This is a genomic window from Pedobacter caeni (assembly GCF_900129215.1).
In the GTDB taxonomy this organism is placed as follows: Bacteria; Bacteroidota; Bacteroidia; order Sphingobacteriales; family Sphingobacteriaceae; genus Pedobacter; species Pedobacter caeni.
This window is the reverse complement of the sequence record NZ_FQUQ01000006.1, coordinates 118,343-135,521: the sequence shown is the minus strand read 5'-3', so window position 1 is coordinate 135,521 and position 17,179 is coordinate 118,343. Positions and strand designations below refer to the sequence as shown.

At 37.7% G+C, this 17,179-nt stretch carries 19 protein-coding genes and 1 pseudogene; 12 read left to right on the top strand and 8 right to left on the bottom strand.

Annotated features, from left to right (window positions below; translation table 11 throughout):
• Positions 1 to 7: 7 nt before the first annotated feature.
• The 6 genes and pseudogenes from BUC20_RS27670 to BUC20_RS34000 all read left to right on the top strand — a co-directional run bounded on the left by BUC20_RS27670 (position 8) and on the right by BUC20_RS34000 (position 3,641).
• The gene (locus BUC20_RS27670) at positions 8 to 760 is read left to right on the top strand and encodes a LytR/AlgR family response regulator transcription factor (RefSeq protein ID WP_073236080.1); all 753 of its coding nucleotides are present in this window, start codon (positions 8 to 10) and stop codon (positions 758 to 760) included.
• A gap of 1,009 nt (positions 761 to 1,769) precedes the next feature.
• A complete protein-coding gene (locus tag BUC20_RS27660; RefSeq protein ID WP_073236074.1) occupies positions 1,770 to 2,333 on the top strand; it encodes a Crp/Fnr family transcriptional regulator in 564 nt (187 codons plus the stop codon).
• A 71-nt stretch (positions 2,334 to 2,404) separates the two neighbouring features.
• A complete protein-coding gene (locus tag BUC20_RS27655) occupies positions 2,405 to 2,734 on the top strand; it encodes a DMT family transporter (protein ID WP_073236072.1) in 330 nt (109 codons plus the stop codon).
• Positions 2,735 to 2,746: 12 nt separating this feature from the next.
• A pseudogene (locus BUC20_RS34480) lies at positions 2,747 to 2,905 on the top strand (deoxyhypusine synthase family protein); the annotation flags it as partial.
• Positions 2,906 to 3,118: 213 nt separating this feature from the next.
• Positions 3,119 to 3,364, top strand: coding sequence for a hypothetical protein (locus BUC20_RS27645; RefSeq protein WP_143166944.1), 246 nt, complete (start codon positions 3,119 to 3,121; stop codon positions 3,362 to 3,364).
• A gap of 121 nt (positions 3,365 to 3,485) precedes the next feature.
• Positions 3,486 to 3,641, top strand: a complete 156-nt coding sequence (locus BUC20_RS34000) for a hypothetical protein (protein WP_159441172.1) — start codon at positions 3,486 to 3,488, stop codon at positions 3,639 to 3,641.
• 92 nt (positions 3,642 to 3,733) lie between these two features.
• Here the strand turns inward: BUC20_RS34000 and BUC20_RS27640 are convergent, their stop codons facing one another.
• Both BUC20_RS27640 and BUC20_RS27635 read right to left on the bottom strand, forming a co-directional pair.
• On the bottom strand, positions 3,734 to 4,291 hold the full coding sequence (locus BUC20_RS27640) for a hypothetical protein (protein ID WP_073236063.1): 558 nt from the start codon (positions 4,289 to 4,291) through the stop codon (positions 3,734 to 3,736).
• A gap of 44 nt (positions 4,292 to 4,335) precedes the next feature.
• The gene (locus BUC20_RS27635; RefSeq protein WP_073236060.1) at positions 4,336 to 4,902 is read right to left on the bottom strand and encodes a hypothetical protein; all 567 of its coding nucleotides are present in this window, start codon (positions 4,900 to 4,902) and stop codon (positions 4,336 to 4,338) included.
• Positions 4,903 to 5,100: 198 nt separating this feature from the next.
• Between BUC20_RS27635 and BUC20_RS27630 the strand changes: the two genes are divergently transcribed.
• Positions 5,101 to 5,424, top strand: a complete 324-nt coding sequence (locus BUC20_RS27630) for a hypothetical protein (RefSeq protein WP_073236057.1) — start codon at positions 5,101 to 5,103, stop codon at positions 5,422 to 5,424.
• Between the two features lie 329 nt (positions 5,425 to 5,753).
• Here BUC20_RS27630 and BUC20_RS27620 read toward each other — a convergent pair whose 3' ends face one another.
• The 4 genes from BUC20_RS27620 to BUC20_RS27605 all read right to left on the bottom strand — a co-directional run bounded on the left by BUC20_RS27620 (position 5,754) and on the right by BUC20_RS27605 (position 9,485).
• On the bottom strand, positions 5,754 to 7,028 hold the full coding sequence (locus BUC20_RS27620; RefSeq protein ID WP_073236051.1) for an MFS transporter: 1,275 nt from the start codon (positions 7,026 to 7,028) through the stop codon (positions 5,754 to 5,756).
• A gap of 78 nt (positions 7,029 to 7,106) precedes the next feature.
• Positions 7,107 to 7,970 carry a helix-turn-helix domain-containing protein gene (locus BUC20_RS27615; RefSeq protein WP_073236048.1) on the bottom strand — a complete coding sequence of 288 codons (864 nt, stop codon included), beginning with the start codon at positions 7,968 to 7,970 and terminating at the stop codon, positions 7,107 to 7,109.
• A 149-nt stretch (positions 7,971 to 8,119) separates the two neighbouring features.
• Positions 8,120 to 8,485 carry a transposase gene (locus BUC20_RS34340; RefSeq protein ID WP_143166943.1) on the bottom strand — a complete coding sequence of 122 codons (366 nt, stop codon included), beginning with the start codon at positions 8,483 to 8,485 and terminating at the stop codon, positions 8,120 to 8,122.
• Between the two features lie 13 nt (positions 8,486 to 8,498).
• On the bottom strand, positions 8,499 to 9,485 hold the full coding sequence (locus BUC20_RS27605) for a quinone oxidoreductase family protein (RefSeq protein ID WP_159441171.1): 987 nt from the start codon (positions 9,483 to 9,485) through the stop codon (positions 8,499 to 8,501).
• Positions 9,486 to 9,575: 90 nt separating this feature from the next.
• Between BUC20_RS27605 and BUC20_RS27600 the strand changes: the two genes are divergently transcribed.
• Positions 9,576 to 9,944, top strand: a complete 369-nt coding sequence (locus BUC20_RS27600; protein ID WP_073236674.1) for a winged helix-turn-helix transcriptional regulator — start codon at positions 9,576 to 9,578, stop codon at positions 9,942 to 9,944.
• Between the two features lie 184 nt (positions 9,945 to 10,128).
• Here BUC20_RS27600 and BUC20_RS33820 read toward each other — a convergent pair whose 3' ends face one another.
• Both BUC20_RS33820 and BUC20_RS27590 read right to left on the bottom strand, forming a co-directional pair.
• Positions 10,129 to 10,272 carry a helix-turn-helix domain-containing protein gene (locus BUC20_RS33820; RefSeq protein WP_143166942.1) on the bottom strand — a complete coding sequence of 48 codons (144 nt, stop codon included), beginning with the start codon at positions 10,270 to 10,272 and terminating at the stop codon, positions 10,129 to 10,131.
• 181 nt (positions 10,273 to 10,453) lie between these two features.
• Positions 10,454 to 10,633 (bottom strand): IS66 family transposase, encoded by a 180-nt coding sequence (locus BUC20_RS27590; RefSeq protein ID WP_073236045.1) that lies wholly within the window; start codon positions 10,631 to 10,633, stop codon positions 10,454 to 10,456.
• Between the two features lie 212 nt (positions 10,634 to 10,845).
• Between BUC20_RS27590 and BUC20_RS27585 the strand changes: the two genes are divergently transcribed.
• The 4 genes from BUC20_RS27585 (at position 10,846) to BUC20_RS27570 (ending at position 17,074) form a co-directional block, all read left to right on the top strand.
• Positions 10,846 to 11,997, top strand: a complete 1,152-nt coding sequence (locus BUC20_RS27585; RefSeq protein WP_200801054.1) for an efflux RND transporter periplasmic adaptor subunit — start codon at positions 10,846 to 10,848, stop codon at positions 11,995 to 11,997.
• Positions 11,998 to 12,051: 54 nt separating this feature from the next.
• Entirely contained in the window at positions 12,052 to 15,195 is a 3,144-nt protein-coding gene (locus BUC20_RS27580) for an efflux RND transporter permease subunit (RefSeq protein ID WP_073236039.1), read from the top strand.
• A gap of 11 nt (positions 15,196 to 15,206) precedes the next feature.
• Positions 15,207 to 16,613: a TolC family protein gene (locus tag BUC20_RS27575; protein ID WP_073236037.1), complete on the top strand. Its 1,407-nt coding sequence runs from the start codon at positions 15,207 to 15,209 to the stop codon at positions 16,611 to 16,613.
• A gap of 104 nt (positions 16,614 to 16,717) precedes the next feature.
• On the top strand, positions 16,718 to 17,074 hold the full coding sequence (locus BUC20_RS27570; RefSeq protein ID WP_073236034.1) for a hypothetical protein: 357 nt from the start codon (positions 16,718 to 16,720) through the stop codon (positions 17,072 to 17,074).
• Positions 17,075 to 17,179: the final 105 nt, after the last annotated feature.

Genomic DNA, 17,179 nt, shown 5'->3' with positions numbered 1-17,179 from the left:
TAATTAAATGATAACTGCAATAATAGTCGACGATGAGCGCATCAATATAGATAACTTACAAGCTTTACTTGTCCGTCACTGTGAAGATATTGAGGTTGTGGCCACAGCGATAAGTGCAGATGAGGCAAAAGAGCAGATCCTGGAATTAGAACCGGACGTGGTTTTTCTTGATATAGACATGCCTGGAAAGAACGGCTTTGATCTTTTGAGGTCGATAGAAGATCCTTCTTTTGATGTTGTTTTTGTCACCGCTTACGATGATTACGGGATCATGGCGGTTAAATTTTCAGCACTGGACTATCTGCTGAAACCAATAAATATTGCGGAGCTTAAAATTACGGTCTCGAGAATCGCCCAATCGGTTATTGCCAAAAGACATAACCTGCGACTAAATAACCTGCTTAAACTGTTAGACAGAACCTTGCCGGATGAGCAGCAGAAAATCGCTTTGCCCAGCCTGAAAGAAACTTATTTGGTTCCGGTAAGGGATATTGTCCGCTGCAGCTCTTCGAATAACTATACCACGTTTTTTTTGATCAATGGGACGGAACATCTGATTTCAAAACCCTTATATGAGTATGATGAATTGCTGAGCCCTTACGGATTTATACGATGTCACCAGTCGCATTTGGTAAACAAAGCACATGTGACGAGCATTTTGAATGAAGATTCCGGATACCTGGTTATGGATTATGGCGGTCAGAAGGTCCCTATTTCGAAACAGAAAAAAAGTTCGATCAAAACGTTGTTAAAATTATAAATCCCATTTTCTTTCATTCAGGTAAGGTACTTTAAGTTGGCGAAAAGTCTTCTATATGCCGTATAAGTTTTGATTCTAAGTCTTTTTCCAATAAGGATTTGTTCCAGGGAACTACAAGGAATTCAAATACATATAGATTTTTCAATAAGTCTTCAGGCTTAGAAAATTTTTGCCCTTTTTGTGCCAGTTCTAATACCCAACGATGTTTATTTACATGTATTCTGCAGAATTTGCGCATCCATCATAATTTTATTATCCAAAGCCAAAAAGTAACTTTTATAGCTGTTCATTAATAACTTCAACGCACAAAAATCTGCAATGTTTTTATTGTAGTTAATCTGTATCCCTTCAGTTGAGGAGCTAAGTTGCTCAAGCCCGTGCAGGGATACCATATTCTCATTATGTCCGATAGTTATGGCGTATCCGCTCGGTCCGTTAACGGACTTCAGGCCATCCAATCCACTCAGATCCTTTATCTTTGTTCATACGATCTCAAGTCATGGAAATCAAACCAATCAGAATACAAGTCATTAAATGTTTGGGTAGTTATTTGGCGCATATATTCTTTTATTCCTAGAAAAAATAGTATGCGATTACAGGCTATACTTACACAGTTTTAACGCAAATAAACTAAAAATATATGTCCTGGTCATGAATCTGTAACTTTAGATATTATACTCATACTAATGAGGGGTAAAATTGACATCGTTAACCTTATCCCTGCTTAAATGTATTGCGCCCCTGTTTAGGTGTTAAAACGCCATTTAAGGTGGAACTTACATATAGTTTCTCAAGTGCCGTCAGCGAACGAAATTGAGTTTTTCTACAAATTAGATAACAAACACTTTTCAAGTATCAGCTTCATTCGAGTATATTTCCGGACTTATTTGTCTGGGTTATTTTTTTAACATTTGTTAAATTAATTGTCAATGCAATTAGCGATTTTTATAGATTATTCCTTGAAAAGATGAGAGCTAAAACAAACATCCAAAACCTATTAATATTTTAAATGAATTTAGATGAAATCTTAGATGCCATCTACCTGTTGCCAAAGGATTCAAAAGCCAAGCTAAGAGATCTGGTTACCGAGGTGACATTTCCCAAGGGACATATCCTGCTCCGAGAAGAAAAAGTGGAAAGGAGTATCTACTTTATCAAAAAAGGTATTGTTCGTGCTTTCTCCATTAAACCAGAAAAGGAGCATACTTTTTGGTTCGGTAGCGAGGGAGAAACTGCAATGTCTATGCAGAGCTATATCAACGATCTCAAAGGTTATGAAAGTATACAGTTGCTAGAGTACAGTGAACTCTACAAGCTAAACACAGCGGCTCTTAAAAAACTATTTTCTGAAGATATCCATATTTCCAACTGGGGCCGCCGCTTCGCTGAACTTGAACTAGTCAAAACAGAGGAGCGCTTGATCTCGCAACAGTTCCATACTGCTTTGGAGCGGTACACAGTATTAGTGGCCAGTAATCCAGACCTGATACAAAGAGTACAGTTAGGACTAATAGCATCATATCTTGGTATTACCCAAGTTAGCCTGAGTCGTATAAGGGCTGAACTAAAATAAATTCCTTTTTTATCATTTGTAAAATTTAAGAAGGAATCGATTCTTCAACTTTGTGGTTTAATCACAAAACAATGAATTGGATCATATTAATTATTGCGGGCATTTTCGAGGTCGCATTCGCGTCATGCTTAGGCAAAGCAAAACTTGCCACAGGGACAGCAGTTTACAGTTGGTACGCTGGTTTCATTATATTTCTTGCAATCAGTATGCTACTACTAATGAAAGCTACACAAACGCTACCTATCGGTACAGCTTATACGGTATGGACTGGAATTGGTGCAGTTGGGACGGTTTTAGTAGGTATCATCGTGTTCAAAGACCCCGTTACTTTTTGGAGAATCTTCTTTATAACGACCCTTGTGGGATCCATTTTAGGCCTAAAATTAGTAACATCACATTAATTTAAATACACAATGAGAAAAATAGGAGCAGTCTCCCAGTTCCTGGAGAAGAACTTTCTACACTTCAATTCAGCATCGGTAGTTGATGCAGCAAAGGGTTACAAGGCACATCTAACCGATGGAGGCAAGATGCTGATCTCACTAGCTGGCGCCATGAGTACCGCCGAACTAGCAAAACCTATCCCATATTTGGTATTCCTGCAAATGTGATCATTGATCAGAGCGGTAAAATTATAGCCAGCAACCTTACGGGAAAAGAGCTTGAAGATAAAATTACCAATCTGTGTAAATAGAGCATAAGATGGTTGTTATAAATAGTTAATTGGCGTACTGCCCTTGGTGGTCCTGCTCATTGTTGCGGCAAAGGCCCCCTTAAAGTTGTTCGTGCTTACGGGTATAGTTTCCGGGAAAAACGGACAGCTTGTTTCTCTGGTTGATGAATCCGGAGAAGTTAGTCGGGTACTATGTACAGTAACGATACAAAATAATCAGTTTCGTCTATCCTGCAAAGTGGAACAGAAAGCCCTGATTTCGCTGGTATTTGGCGAGGGAAAAGAAAAAACAACGTATCCTATTATGCTGGAAGAAGGATATTTTAGTTTCAGTGACCACAAACCTGAACAAGGTTAGCATTATAATTAAAAAGATACAGATCTTCCCAGCGATACGATGCCTTAAAAATTCCATCTAACCCTGTTGCGGGGAAGTAGCAGGTGCTTGCCTATCAGGCGGGCACAAAGAACTTTCTATTATGCAGACGGAGCTGGGAAACGTTTATTTTTACAATAGCATAAAGCAAACAGTAGAAGAAAAAATCAGTATTAAAAACAGTAAGGCAGGCTATGTATTTGAAAGATTAAAAGAAATAAATGGCAAAAAGGAAATGCAACAACTATATGTAAGCTAACACTACGGTGCATATTGACATGAGTTTTTAATAATTTGGGTTACAAAAAAACCAAAGTTTAGTTGTAATCTTCTGCAACTGATCAATTGTGATCAAGGGCGAATGCTGCAAGTCATGATCTCCGTACCATTAGACTGTTTTACGATTTTTTTTGTGTTTCTAAGTATCAAAGTATGGCTTCCAAGTTTGCTATATGAAACAAAGTCTCCGTCCGGAGTTTGTTTGCATATGACAAACATATGCCAGCCCCTGTCCGCAGGAAGCGAAATGATAACTTTTTTCTTAGCCCTCAATTCTTTTTCAATAGTTTGGAAAAGGCTGTCCATCGGAAAGCTCGCATCCCGGGGTAAAACAAATTTTTGAGAGAAAGTGATGCCGTATAATTCTTTATTGTGAAAGTCCCGGAAGGAACCGTCATTTTTGTTTTTCCATTTATTTTGTAAGTCGTAAAAATCGAGATCTACGACTTTATAATACTTTAGTACCATTTCGACAGCAGATGGAATGCAAGACAATTCAAAAAGCTGATCGTGGTTATTTACGACAGTTTCAAAAAAATCAAAACTATCTGTCTTTTGTGCTTGAGCCTTCAATTGAAAAATAAAAGATGTGGATATGAGTACGATCAAACTAAAAAGGATCTTTTTCATAATTTGAATTATTTTTGATGATTAAGAGCAATAAAGAAAGCTCGCTACAAACGAGGCGAAGTGATGTAAGTCATTATCTCCGTACCGTTGGACCTTTTGACAATTTCTTTTGTATTTCTAATTATTAAAGTATGGCTTCCAAGTTTGCTGTATGAAACAAATTCTCCATTCGGAGTTTGTTTATGAACGACAAAAATAGGCCAGCCCGTCTCCAGTTGCAATGCTATAATTACCTTTTTACCAAACCTTAATTCTTTTTCTATAGTTCGAAAAATACTATCTATCGGAAAATTTGCATCCCGAGGTAATTTGAATTTTTGGGTAAAAGTAATTCCATATAATTTTTTATTGTCAAAGTCACGGAAAGAACCATCGGTTTTGTTTTGCCATTCATTTTGTAACTTATAAAAATTAGTATCCACTGCTCTACAATACTTTAAAACCAATTCGATAGCTGAAGGAATACCTGAAGACTGAAAGATCTGATCATGGTTGTTTACGACAGCATCAAAAGGATCACAATTATCGTTTTTTTTCATTTGAGCCTTCGAGTGAAAAGCAACAAATGTAGATAGTGATATGACTACCATATTGAAAAGGATCTTTTTCATAATTGGAATTATTTTACCCAAACAATTGATCACATTCATTGAAATATTGGTTTTGCTCTAAGATACATTCTCCACCGTCCGTAGATCACCTCGAACGCTAGACAGCTGTCTGCTTTTCTAAAAAAAACAAGGCCGATACGGTTGATCGCGTATTTTATCTTTTTTTTATTACAATAATAAGCAAAAAATAAAATACGTGTGCTTTTTCAGCTAAAAACTAGCTTTTTAGCTGAAAAAGAATACAGAAAAGCCAGGTATTCAGTAAAGAGAAAACAATTATTTTATGGTGCGGTTACGGCAAAGCTGACTAAGATTTCAGGGAAATATCTTGCCGGAAATATGATCATCAGCGATAAATTTAGCTCAACAGTCCCTGTGAGTGATGTGGTACTGCGTTTTCAACGTCCTTCAGTTGATGCAGGTGGTTGCAAGGCAGAAGGAATCCGGGCAAAAGTCATTCAGACAAATAGCTTTTATATAACCACTTTGGGAGGTTCCATCAGCAGTTACGTTGTACACTAGTTTATCAGCCCTACTCTCCCAAGACCGGCACTTTCGCTTGAATAGTAACTTCCTTTAAAATGCTCACATCAACAATAAGGCGATACTTACCCTGAGGAATCGATTGGAACTTAAATTCACCCTTTGAGTCTCTACTGATCTGGGTAAAAGGTTCGTTAGCACCTTGTTTAAATAAACTAATGGTAGCGAAATCAGTTCCAGTGTATGTAACAGAGTCAATCACAGTTCCAATGAGCTGAGTTTTTGTATCCGTTTGTGCCAAAGTGAGCGTCGAAATAGTTGTAAACAATAGGTTACTATTATGATATGATTGAATAGTTTCATGACATTTAAATCTTGGGATGAATATCTTCAAGGGAGAAAGGTATGTACTTTTTGGTTTTACAATAGGTAATTATAACTACAGTTAAAGTCATGCATCCCCCTAAGATTACTGTTGGAACTGTACCGATAAAGCCAGCGAGTGTGCCAGATTCAAAGTCTCCGATTTCATTGGAGGAGTCTATAAACATAGAGGTAACTGCTGATACCCGGCCGCGCATGGCATCTGGTGTTAATAGTTGCATAATGGTGCCACGGATCAACATATTTATGCTGTCAAATCCGCCACTGGCAAAAAGAAGAAAAAGCGATAAGTAGAAATTTTTGGAGAAGCCAAAGCAGACGATGGATAAACCAAAACCTGTGATGGCCAAAAGAAGATTCCGCCAAGGTCTGTTCATGAGAGAATATTTTGTCATTAGCAGCATCACCAAAATTGCCCCTGCAGAACTTGCTGCCCTCATGATTCCCAGTCCTTGGGGGCCAACTTTTAGTATATCGTTTGCGAACACTGGCAGCAGGGCTACGAAACCTCCAAAAAATACGGAGAACAGATCAAGGCTCATCGCACCAAGCATCATTTTATTTCTAAAAACAAACTGTATACCCTCTGCCAGACTTTTCCACAAATTATCTTTTGGTGTAAAAACAGGTGGGAATTTCTTAAGGAATGATGCTATGACCAGTGCAATTAAAATAAATAGGACAATTAAGCCTAATGCAGCAGTGATTCCAAAATACCCGTAAACGATACCGCCCGCTGCTGGCCCGAGAATAGAGCCTGCCTGCCTCGCTGTGCTATTCCAGCTGTTTCCATTTGCATATGCTTCTTTGGGCAAACTATCTGCATAGATCGTAAAATTAGCAGGCCCTAAAAATGCCCGGGCTATTCCATTACAGAAAATGAGAAAGAATATGATTCTTATTACTCCTGCCCTGGATACATAGATACTTACACCGGTCAGCGTTACGCTAAACATGATGATAGAGCAGAATAGTATAGCCATATAAATACAGAGCAGCATCTTCCGTTTTTCAGATTTATCGGCAATGTACCCACCATAGAGCGCAATGGTGATTGCAGGTATAGCTTCAAAAAGCCCAAATAATCCCAGGAGAAAAACACTTTTTGTTAAGTGATAGATATAAAAGCCTATGATCACAGTTTGCATCTGATATGCGAAGGTGAAAAAGAAACGCGTTCCAATATAAATCCGGAAATCCCGGTACCTTAAAGCTGTTATAGAATCCGTCATGACAGGAATCTTGTCATTTTTTTGCATATACGATTGTATTTAGTACATGCAAAGTGACTGAGATCTACGGACTATTTAAATGGCAAGAGGATCGCAATGTTAGCACTATTTTCGGTATTTGGCACGAAACGCTACCGCTGAGGTTCCTGTAATTTTTTTAAAGAACCGGGAAAAGTAAGATTGATCATCATATCCCAATAAGATTGAAATTCCCTTGATGTCTAATTGGCTGTAGTAAAGCTGCCTTTTTGCTTCCAATATAACTTCCTGGTTTATCCAAAAACTTACCGGGAATCCAGTTACCTTTTTTACCACTTCGTTCAAATAGGATTCAGAAACATTTAACTTGTTTGCGTATGAGGAAGGCTTTTTGATCGTGCGGAAGTTTTCTGTCACCAGCCTTTTGAACTGTTGGGAAATTTCAATGGGCCGGGATAACTTCAGACTCATATCTGGCTTGGTATTGAAGCATTTAGCGGTCATAGCCAGGAACAACTGAAGCATTGCATGAACGATCGGAATATATAAGGGATCGTCTTGGTCTTCCTGGATTTTTGTGTCCATTAGTTTAAGTATCCCTTTCCACTCTTTAAACTGAACTGTGTTCAATAAATGAGGTTCTTTAGAAAATGAAAGGTGATCAAAAATATCAATGTAACTCAATGGGATTAGAGAAGGGTCTACTTGTAAGATCCATCCGGTAGCTTCTTTATGATTGATTCGGTGATGGACCTGAGATGGTATTACATAGAATAATGTTCTTGCTTGACACTGCCTTTCCTTAAACTCAACCTGAATAGAGGCATGTCCTTTTTCCACTAAAAAAAACAAATAATGGTCATCCCGGTGGGCACCCATAGCTTCCATTTTGGAATCAGAAGAATCATCCATTTCAAAATATTGAAGTTCTACGCCTATTGTGGTACTTAAATCAAGTTTATGAAATGGAAGGTCATGGATTTTTGTCATTCAAATAGTTCTTTAGTTCTGTTGCCACTGGCACAAAGGTAATTCAAAAATTCTGACAATTATAAGGCCCGGAATCTCACAGGTATTTGCACAAAACGAAGCAACCATGAACATCCTGTTAAAATATCCCGTTAATTTAGCTATACTCCTTACAATGAAACCATGGTAATTTCAGGTGTCATTGTAAGCTTTAAAGGATGTTTTAGCTTATATCCAATACACACCAATAACCAGTCGTTATTGGTGTGTTGTTCTCCTTTGAGTAAAAATCGCCTAAAGCCTAAGACTTCTTTTATGATTCCAAAGACCGGTTCAACGATTTGTTTTCTCTTTTTATATAATGTGCTTCCCTCAAGGCAACGCAGTCGCTGTCTCATTCGCTCAATCACTGTGTCGGCCGCTTTACTTTCGGTATACTTATCACCCTTATATGTCAGTCCGGGCTCAGGGAAATGCTGCTGCCCATCTATAACTCCAGGAAACAAGTACTTACCGGTATATGTAGAAGCAAGCACATTGGTGTTCTTTTTAACGATTTATCATTACTAACTTTCTTCCAAAAGTAAGGTTACTTTCCATTAAGCGATGTGCCTCTTTTACAGTTTCTACGCTAAAGTTTCCCACAACATTTACTTCTGGCACCGTAATTTTACCTTCGCTAACTATACTAGCAAGTGGTCTAAGCTGTTGATTTAAGTAAATATTTGCATATTCGGCTATATTGAGTATTGTGGCAGCTTTGTCAAATAATATTTCATGTGTCAATTTAGTACCGTGAAAGGTGACATCAACATAATTTCCATTTACCCTCAATATCTGCGCTGTTACTTCCGAAATAGGTCCACCCACTAAATCCACAACATGATCGTACAAATTTCCATTATTCATACGGAGGATTTTCTCCTCTAAACCTTGCTCATGATAATCTATGATGTTTTCTTCAGTAACACCAAGTCCCTTAAGTACAGCTACACTGTTAGGATTTCCTGCTGTTACCACTATATTTTTAAAATCATGGTATTTAAGTAGGGAGATTAATAATCTACCTACTCCTCCAGACGCCCCGTTAATAAATAGGTGATCATCATTTTTGCAGTTCATTCTAGTCAGGCATGCCTTTGCGGTTAATGCAGCAACTGGTAAAGACGCAGCTGCGGCAAAGTTTATATTTTTTGGTTTAAGGACAAGTTCCTGATATGGGAGAGATATGTATTCTGCATAAGTACCATTTGAGCCTCTAAGTATCGAACAAGACATCACTTCATCGCCGACTTGGAATCCAACAACATCTTTTCCTAAATCCACAATAACGCCTGAAAATTCTATCCCCATTATTGAACCCATCATTAATGCTTTCTCTCTCTGCCCGCTCCTCATCTGATAATCTATGGGATTAAAGGCGCTCGCCTCTATGCTTATAAGTACCTCATCAGACTGCATTTTGGGCATTTCAAGTTCTTTCAGCTCAAAATTATCTGTGGTTCCGAAACCGTTTAATGTTATTACTTTCATCATTTTATAACTATTTTTAGCAAATCTAGATAAATGCATTTTCACAAAGCCATACTCCCTAAATTGAGAGTTACTCACAAAAAAGACAGTCATATGAAAAAAGAGGACTCAACAAATTCCATAAATAAAGAATTTCTACATAGAGTCTGTAAATTGAATGAAGGACTCGATCTAATATCCGGGCGATGGAAAGGTATAATTTTGATCTACATATCAGAAAATATCAATAGATTCAGCTTACTAAAGTTGGCATTATCAGACAAAATAACCGACCAGACTTTAGGTCGGCAATTGAAAGAGCTTGAGAAAACCAATTTAATTGAGAAGACCTTTATCCCTGGATTCCCTGCACGAGTAGACTACAATCTGACTGCTGCAGGTGCGGCTCTGCTACCAATACTGGTTACTTTGGACCAATGGGCAGAAGACCATTATCCGGAAAAAAATGATGAAAAATCATGAGTTAAAAAGTAAACATTAAATAAATCTATTTGAGAATCAAAATATAGTTTAAATGTTGCTACATTTTGTAAGCCTTCCTGAAGTTAGGAATGTAGAAGGCGAATATTCGTAATTCTGATATCGCTGATGCAAGGAAAGACAAATCTAAAGATTTCAAAGTTCAGATTATAAATAGTGAGATATTTTACTTTCTAAATTCTCCAGGGGAAATCCTGATGATTTTACTGAATAACCGATTGAAGTATTGTGCGTCTTCAACCCCCAATACATTAGCTATTTCTTTTCTTGCAAGATCTGAATAGCGCAACAACCTTTGTGCTTCCCTCATTAATTCGTAAGCTAACACCAGAGTGGTGATTCATGGCTGAAAGGAGTTTATGATTTGATCAAAAGAGATCTTAAACAAGCTCTTTTGTGCTTTCCAGAAGGTCTTCGTTTATTTTTTCCATTTATGGGGTAGCAGTTCCTGTATCTGTACCGGTGGATGATTATTTATTTTTTTCAGCACATCAGCCAACCATGGGATTAATGCCTTGCAATTTGCATGTTCCCATGAAAGAATATAGCATGACACTTCTTTGCGCTCCATCATGGGAACCGCAGAATAAGTAATTCTTTCTTCCCAGGGAAAGGCCTCTGATACTGCCCTCAATAGGATTGTTGTCAATAGCAAGTGAGCCAGTAGTCATCTTTGGTGGCTTTCGGTAAGACAACCTTGATTTGTCCAAACATTACAATGAAGAGTCCATTTGCAGCCATAAATGGATTTCTAATTTCGCATCGGATATCATTACTTCATAAATCCGACGCGATAATTCGTGAAAATTTACTACAAGAACGATAACAGGCTTTGAAATCAAATTGACTTCTTATGACTGAATAAATATTTATTATGACGAGAATGAAAAATACAATTTTCTTAGTATCAGGTTTATTTCTTATAGCCATTAATTTTTCCTGCAAAAATGGAGGCCCAAAATCAACTGTCACATATCAGCAGCAAGAACCTAATCCATATCAGTTTATAACAGTTGAAGAGAGGAAAGCCATAGTTTATGAAGAATTTCCTGCAAGATTACAAGGGAAACAAAATATCGAAATACGTCCGAAAATCGATGGATTTATAGAAGATGTATACATTGATGAAGGAGCGTATGTTAAACAAGGACAATCTCTTTTCAGAATCCGCAACCCCCAATATGAACAACAGGTAAAAGTTGCAGAAGCTGCTATAAAAAGTGCACAGACAGAGGTTGCTACAGCTCAGATGCAGGTAACCAAAGCACAGTCTTTAGTCGACAAGGACATTGTTTCCAAATACGAGCTACAATCTGCTATGTTGGCTTTACAAGCAAAACAGGCTAATCTTGCTCAGGCACAAGCTAATTTAAATATTGCAAAAGTAAATCAAGGCTATACGCTGATTACAAGCCCGGTAACAGGTTATGTAGGGCCATTACCACATCGAAATGGAAGCCATGTAAGCAGTACAACCCAGGAGCCTTTGACTACAGTGTCTGATATCAGAAGTATCTATGCCTATTTTTCAGTTAATGAAAGACAAATGTTAAAATTTCTGAAACATTCAATAGGAGAAAGTATTCCCGAAAAGCTCAAAAATGCACCAACAGTTAGTTTGGTTTTATCAGATGGTAGTGAATACAAAGATAAAGGAAGAATTGAATCAATAAGTGGTCAGGTAGATCCGGAAACAGGATCGTTTATGATGCGTGCCACTTTCCATAATGAAAATGGATTGATCCGAAGCGGGTATAGTGCTACACTTATGCTCCCTGCATATCTTGAAAAAGCAATTATTATTCCACAGAAATCCACTTATGAAATGCAAGGAAAAACCTTTGTATATATAATAGAAAAAGACAACAAAGTGAAATCAATAGAAATAGAAGTCGTCCGGCTTCAGGATGGTGTAACCTATGCCGTAGAATCCGGGCTGAAAGCTGGTGATAAAGTTGTTGTGGAAGGTGTTGGTAGTCTGAAAGAAGGAACTGAAATAATTCCTAAACAAACCAGCCTGATCTCCATTCAATAAAATGCCAGCTAAAAATTCAAACTAAGGAATAATACTTATAATCTATTTATAAACATGTTTAAAAAATTTATAGAGAGACCAATACTTTCTACCGTAATATCTATAATCATTGTGATTCTTGGTATTTTAGGTATTGTCAGTCTCCCAGTGTCTCAATATCCAGATATTGCCCCGCCAACAGTAGTGGTTAATGCCAACTACATGGGGGCTAATGCAGATGTTGTATTAAAGAGTGTGATCGTGCCTTTAGAAGAGCAGATTAATGGTGTAGAGGGAATGACCTATATATCTTCTTCGGCCACTAATGACGGAAATGCGTCGGTTTCCATATTTTTCAAACAGGGGGTAAACCCAGATATTGCAGCTGTAAATGTACAAAATAGGGTTTCCCGTGCAAACAGCCTTTTACCTAAAGAAGTAATACAGGCTGGGGTAACCGTTGTAAAAACGCAAAGCTCAAATGTACTTATTTATGCGTTAGAGAGTGATAACTCCCAATATGACCAGATCTTTTTGCAGAACTACATAAATATCAATATTATCCCTAAAATGAAGAGGGTCAGTGGGGTTGGAGATGTGGCCATATTCGGGACCAAAGATTATTCTATGAGAATCTGGTTATATCCAGATAAAATGGCTGCCTATGGACTGGTGCCAAGCGATATCAGTACGGTTCTTAATGAACAAAACATTGAGGCCGCTCCTGGTAAGATTGGAAACCAGGGTAAACAAAGCTTTGAATATACCCTGAAGTACAAAGGACGTCTAAGCAGTATTCCGGAGTTTGAGAATATTGTGCTTAAAGGAAATATAGGAGGGCGAGTTCTGAGACTTAAAGATGTTGCCAGGATAGAGCTTGGCGCTCAGGATTATTCGGGGAATACATTTACAGATGGAAAGGCCGCAGTTGGCGTAGCTATAGCACAAACTGCTGGTTCCAATGCCCAGGAAGTAATTAATGAATGTGTTTCAGTGCTGGAGAATGCCTCAAAAACCTTTCCTAAAGGTATCAGTTATATTACAATGGTTAATGCCAATGAGTTCCTGGACGCCTCTATTCAGAAGGTACTCTCCACATTATTTGAAGCCTTCATCTTAGTATTCATTGTGGTATATATATTCCTGCAAGATTGGAGATCAACATTGATACCTGCAATTGCTGTACCTGTAGCAATTATTGGAACATTCTTCTTTTTAAATCTGCTCGGATTTACCATTAACCTTTTAACATTATTTGCATTGATTCTTGCCGTTGGTATTGTAGTCGATGATGCAATTGTGGTTGTCGAGGCCGTTCACTTTAAGCTGGAAAATGGTGAGAAATCCTCAAGGCAGGCCGCCATTTCTGCAATGAATAATATATCAGGAGCTATTATTAGTATTACCTTAGTGATGTCGGCAGTATTTATTCCGGTTAGTTTCATCACCGGTTCTGCTGGTGTTTTCTACAAGCAGTTTGGTTTAACGCTTGCCATTGCCATTATACTATCAGCCGTTAATGCATTAACATTAAGCCCAGCACTTTGTGCATTATTTTTGAAACCCCATGCAGGACACGATGTAAAGAATAAAAGATTTATTCAACGATTCTTCTCAAATTTCAATACAGCATTCCAGGTGACTACTATGAAGTACACAAAGGGAGTAAGTTTCTTATTGAAAAGAAGATGGTTAACACTGGCCGCATTACTTAGTTTTACAGGTTTATTTTGCTGGCTTATGGTGTCTACCCCTAAAGCATTCGTACCGAGTGAAGATATGGGTATTATATTTTCCGATATAGCACTGCCATTAGGTGCTTCTGAAGAAAGAACCGAAAAAGTATTGACAGAGGTTGAAAAAATAGTTAATAAAATACCAGAAGTAGATCATGTAATGAAATCCTCTGGAAGAGGTACGATCAGTGGTATCGGCAGTAATTACGGAAGAATAATTGTAAAACTTAAAACATGGACGCAAAGAAAAGACAAGCAACAGTCCCTGTCTGCAGTAATTGGAAAATTGTATGCTCAAACAGCAGGGATAAAAGATGCCAGGATTATTTTCTTTGGCAAACCAACACTTCAGGGCTTTGGTAATGTTGCAGGATTTGAGATGCAACTTCAGGATCAAAAAGGAGGAACAATCGATGACCTGAATAAAGTAACCACTGATTTTATCGACGCGTTAAAGAAACGGCCCGAAATACAGAAAGCCTATACTTCATTTAACCCCAATTTCCCGCAATACCTTATCGATCTAAATGTTGCTGAAATTAAAAATGCCGGTTATTCCGTTTCAGATGTATTGAGTGTTATTCAGGGATATTTTGGCGGAGTTTATGCATCCAATATCAATTTATTCGGGAAGCAATACCGTGTTATTTACCAGGCACCGCCTGACCAGAAAGCAAATGTAGAAAGCTTCAATGAAATGAAAGTTAGAAGCAAGAATGGTACTATGGCTCCCATTAACAGGTTTATTACACTGAAAAGAGTATACGGACCAGAGAGTATAAGCCGTTTCAATCTATTTACTTCAGTTTTGGTAAATGGTACACCTAATCCGGGATACAGTTCAGGAGATGCTATAAAGGCAGTAGAGGAAGTCGCTGCCCAAGTAATACGGCCCGGTTATGGTTACGAATTTTCGGGTTTAACCAGAGAAGAAGTTAATGCAGGAAGTCAGACTATGATGATATTTGCACTTTGTTGTATTTTCGTATATTTTCTGCTTTGCGCACAGTACGAAAGTTATATGCTCCCCTTTGCTGTAATGCTATCATTGCCATTTGGATTGGCAGGCGCATCATTCTTTACCTGGATTACTGGCACAACTAACAATATCTATACGCAGATTTCCTTGATCATGCTGATCGGGCTATTGGCTAAAAATGCAATTCTTATTGTAGAATTTGCACATGCTGCCAGATTAAGCGGGCTATCAATAGGAAAGGCTGCACTTCGAGGAGCTCAACAACGATTACGCCCGATCCTGATGACATCGTTCGCTTTTATTTTTGGACTTGTACCGTTAGCTATAGCATCAGGTGCCGGATCAATTGGAAACAATGCTATTGGTATTGCTTCTATCGGAGGGATGCTTTTCGGAACCATCTTCGGAATATTCTTCATCCCGGTACTGTTTGTGGCATTTCAGTTCTTACATGAAAAAATTTCCTTTAAGAACGTACAAAATATAGGTATAGAGAACAACTAACGGATTAAAAAATGAAGAGAAAAAACAACCTATTGCTTTTTATATGTTCTGTATCCATGCTGATTGTTTCATGTAAAGTAATACAGCCATATCAAAAACCTGAAATTTCAAAAGATAAGTTAAATAGATTATATGGGAAAACTAATGTAACAGATAGTTTATCTACAGCCAACGTATCCTGGGATAAAATTTTTACTGATGTCAACCTACAGAATATTATCAGAAAAACAGTTCAGAATAATCTGGATCTGAAAATTGCAATTTCCAGAATTAAACAGTCTGATGCCTATTTCAAGCAAAGCCAGATGGCCCTTTTGCCTGCTATAAATGGAGGTCCTATAACAACGACTTCTAAAAGTAGTCCGGCTGCACAAGCTAATTCTCTTTTCCCCACACAGCATATGGAGAATATTCAATTAGGTATCAATATCGGTTGGGAAATAGATATATGGGGAAAACTGGCTTCTGCTAAAAGAGCTGCCTATGCGGCGCTTCTAGCTAGTGATGCATCTAAAAGAGCTATTCACACACAATTGGTAAGTCAAACCGCTGCGCTTTATTATCAATTACTGGCATTTGATAAACAGCTTAAAATAACCATTTATACAATTGAAATCAGAAAAAGACAATTTGAAACCGTAAAAGCATTAAAAGAAACCGCTATTTTAACAGGAGCAGATGTAACTCAAAGTGAAGCAAATCTATATGCAGCACAAGTTTCTGTCCCTGACATAGAATTGAACATCAAGAATGTCGAAAATGCGCTTGCATTATTGATGGGAGAAGCTTCTCTAACAATTGAGCGAGGTAATATCGATGAACAAATTGTTTATTCTGACTTGAAAACAGGCGTTCCTCTACAGATGGTAAGAAACAGGCCTGATGTTCAGATGGCTGAATATAATTATCAAAATGCATTTGAAATAAGGAATTTAGCTAAGGCAGATCTTTTTCCATCGCTGAATATCACCGCGGCATTTGGCCTCTCTGCTTTTTCAATAAAAGACTTTTTTCGTAACTCCTTTATGTATTCCGCAAGTGGGGTATTGAACCAAGTGATTTTAGCCAAAGGTACCAAGCGCGCCCAACTAAAGGTTTCCGATGCACAGAAAGAACAAGCGTATCTGGCTTACGAAAAAAGTGTTCTAACAGCAGGGAGTGAAGTATCCAATGCATTATATTCTTATCAGAAAGCAGTTGCTAAAGAATATACCAGAAAGCAGCAAATAGAAACCCTTGTAAGAGCAGTAGATGCTAATATGGAATTACTAAAGTACACATCTAAAACTAATTACACTGATGTATTGACGTCTGAACAAAATTTATTGGCAGCGCAACTCGCTGGAGTAAATGATAAACTTCAACAGCTGATCGCTACTGCCAATTTTTACAGAGCCATAGGAGGATGGCAATTTTAACGAAACATAGTTGCCCAGAAATTCATTTGTAAGTAACTAAATAACAACATACATTTATATATCTTTTGAAGACAAAAACACGATATTATCGGCTTACTGTATTTATGTTATTTGCAGCCTTGCTTGCTCAAATATTCAGTAGGACATTTGTGCTTGCAGATTATTATATCAATACCGCAAAGTATGCTAATAATTGTGAAAATAAGTCCAGGCCAAAAATGCATTGTCAAGGCAAATGTCAGATGATGAAAAAGCTTAAAGCGGCTGAGGAAAACGAAAAAAAAGAAGCTGATAAAGTTCGTTTAAGTAATTCAGATATACCCTTCCCCCAAAAATCAGACATTATTTTTTTGCCACTGATTAACGATCTTACACTTAACATTTCATTTCCTGAATATGTATGTATTTATAGCAGCCGCTATATTGACACCATCTTTATACCACCCAAGGAGATCGCTTAATACTTTCTTTTTTATTGTGCCGATACGAACAGTTTATATGTACTGTTTGCACGCAACATTATTTGACATTTGGAAGAGGCTGCTCAAAATGGGCTGCGCCTTTAA

Bases quoted from the DNA above. Each gene is read 5' to 3' on its own strand.
- BUC20_RS27670 (WP_073236080.1), top strand. From the start codon at position 8: ATGATAACTGCAATAATAGTCGACGATGAGCGCATCAATATAGATAAC.
- BUC20_RS27660 (WP_073236074.1), top strand. From the start codon at position 1,770: ATGAATTTAGATGAAATCTTAGATGCCATCTACCTGTTGCCAAAGGAT.
- BUC20_RS27655 (WP_073236072.1), top strand. From the start codon at position 2,405: ATGAATTGGATCATATTAATTATTGCGGGCATTTTCGAGGTCGCATTC.
- BUC20_RS34000 (WP_159441172.1), top strand. From the start codon at position 3,486: ATGCAGACGGAGCTGGGAAACGTTTATTTTTACAATAGCATAAAGCAA.
- BUC20_RS27640 (WP_073236063.1), bottom strand. From the start codon at position 4,291: ATGAAAAAGATCCTTTTTAGTTTGATCGTACTCATATCCACATCTTTT.
- BUC20_RS27635 (WP_073236060.1), bottom strand. From the start codon at position 4,902: ATGAAAAAGATCCTTTTCAATATGGTAGTCATATCACTATCTACATTT.
- BUC20_RS27620 (WP_073236051.1), bottom strand. From the start codon at position 7,028: ATGCAAAAAAATGACAAGATTCCTGTCATGACGGATTCTATAACAGCT.
- BUC20_RS27615 (WP_073236048.1), bottom strand. From the start codon at position 7,970: ATGACAAAAATCCATGACCTTCCATTTCATAAACTTGATTTAAGTACC.
- BUC20_RS27605 (WP_159441171.1), bottom strand. From the start codon at position 9,485: ATGATGAAAGTAATAACATTAAACGGTTTCGGAACCACAGATAATTTT.
- BUC20_RS27600 (WP_073236674.1), top strand. From the start codon at position 9,576: ATGAAAAAAGAGGACTCAACAAATTCCATAAATAAAGAATTTCTACAT.
- BUC20_RS33820 (WP_143166942.1), bottom strand. From the start codon at position 10,272: ATGAGGGAAGCACAAAGGTTGTTGCGCTATTCAGATCTTGCAAGAAAA.
- BUC20_RS27590 (WP_073236045.1), bottom strand. From the start codon at position 10,633: ATGACTACTGGCTCACTTGCTATTGACAACAATCCTATTGAGGGCAGT.
- BUC20_RS27585 (WP_200801054.1), top strand. From the start codon at position 10,846: ATGAAAAATACAATTTTCTTAGTATCAGGTTTATTTCTTATAGCCATT.
- BUC20_RS27580 (WP_073236039.1), top strand. From the start codon at position 12,052: ATGTTTAAAAAATTTATAGAGAGACCAATACTTTCTACCGTAATATCT.
- BUC20_RS27575 (WP_073236037.1), top strand. From the start codon at position 15,207: ATGAAGAGAAAAAACAACCTATTGCTTTTTATATGTTCTGTATCCATG.
- BUC20_RS27570 (WP_073236034.1), top strand. From the start codon at position 16,718: ATGTTATTTGCAGCCTTGCTTGCTCAAATATTCAGTAGGACATTTGTG.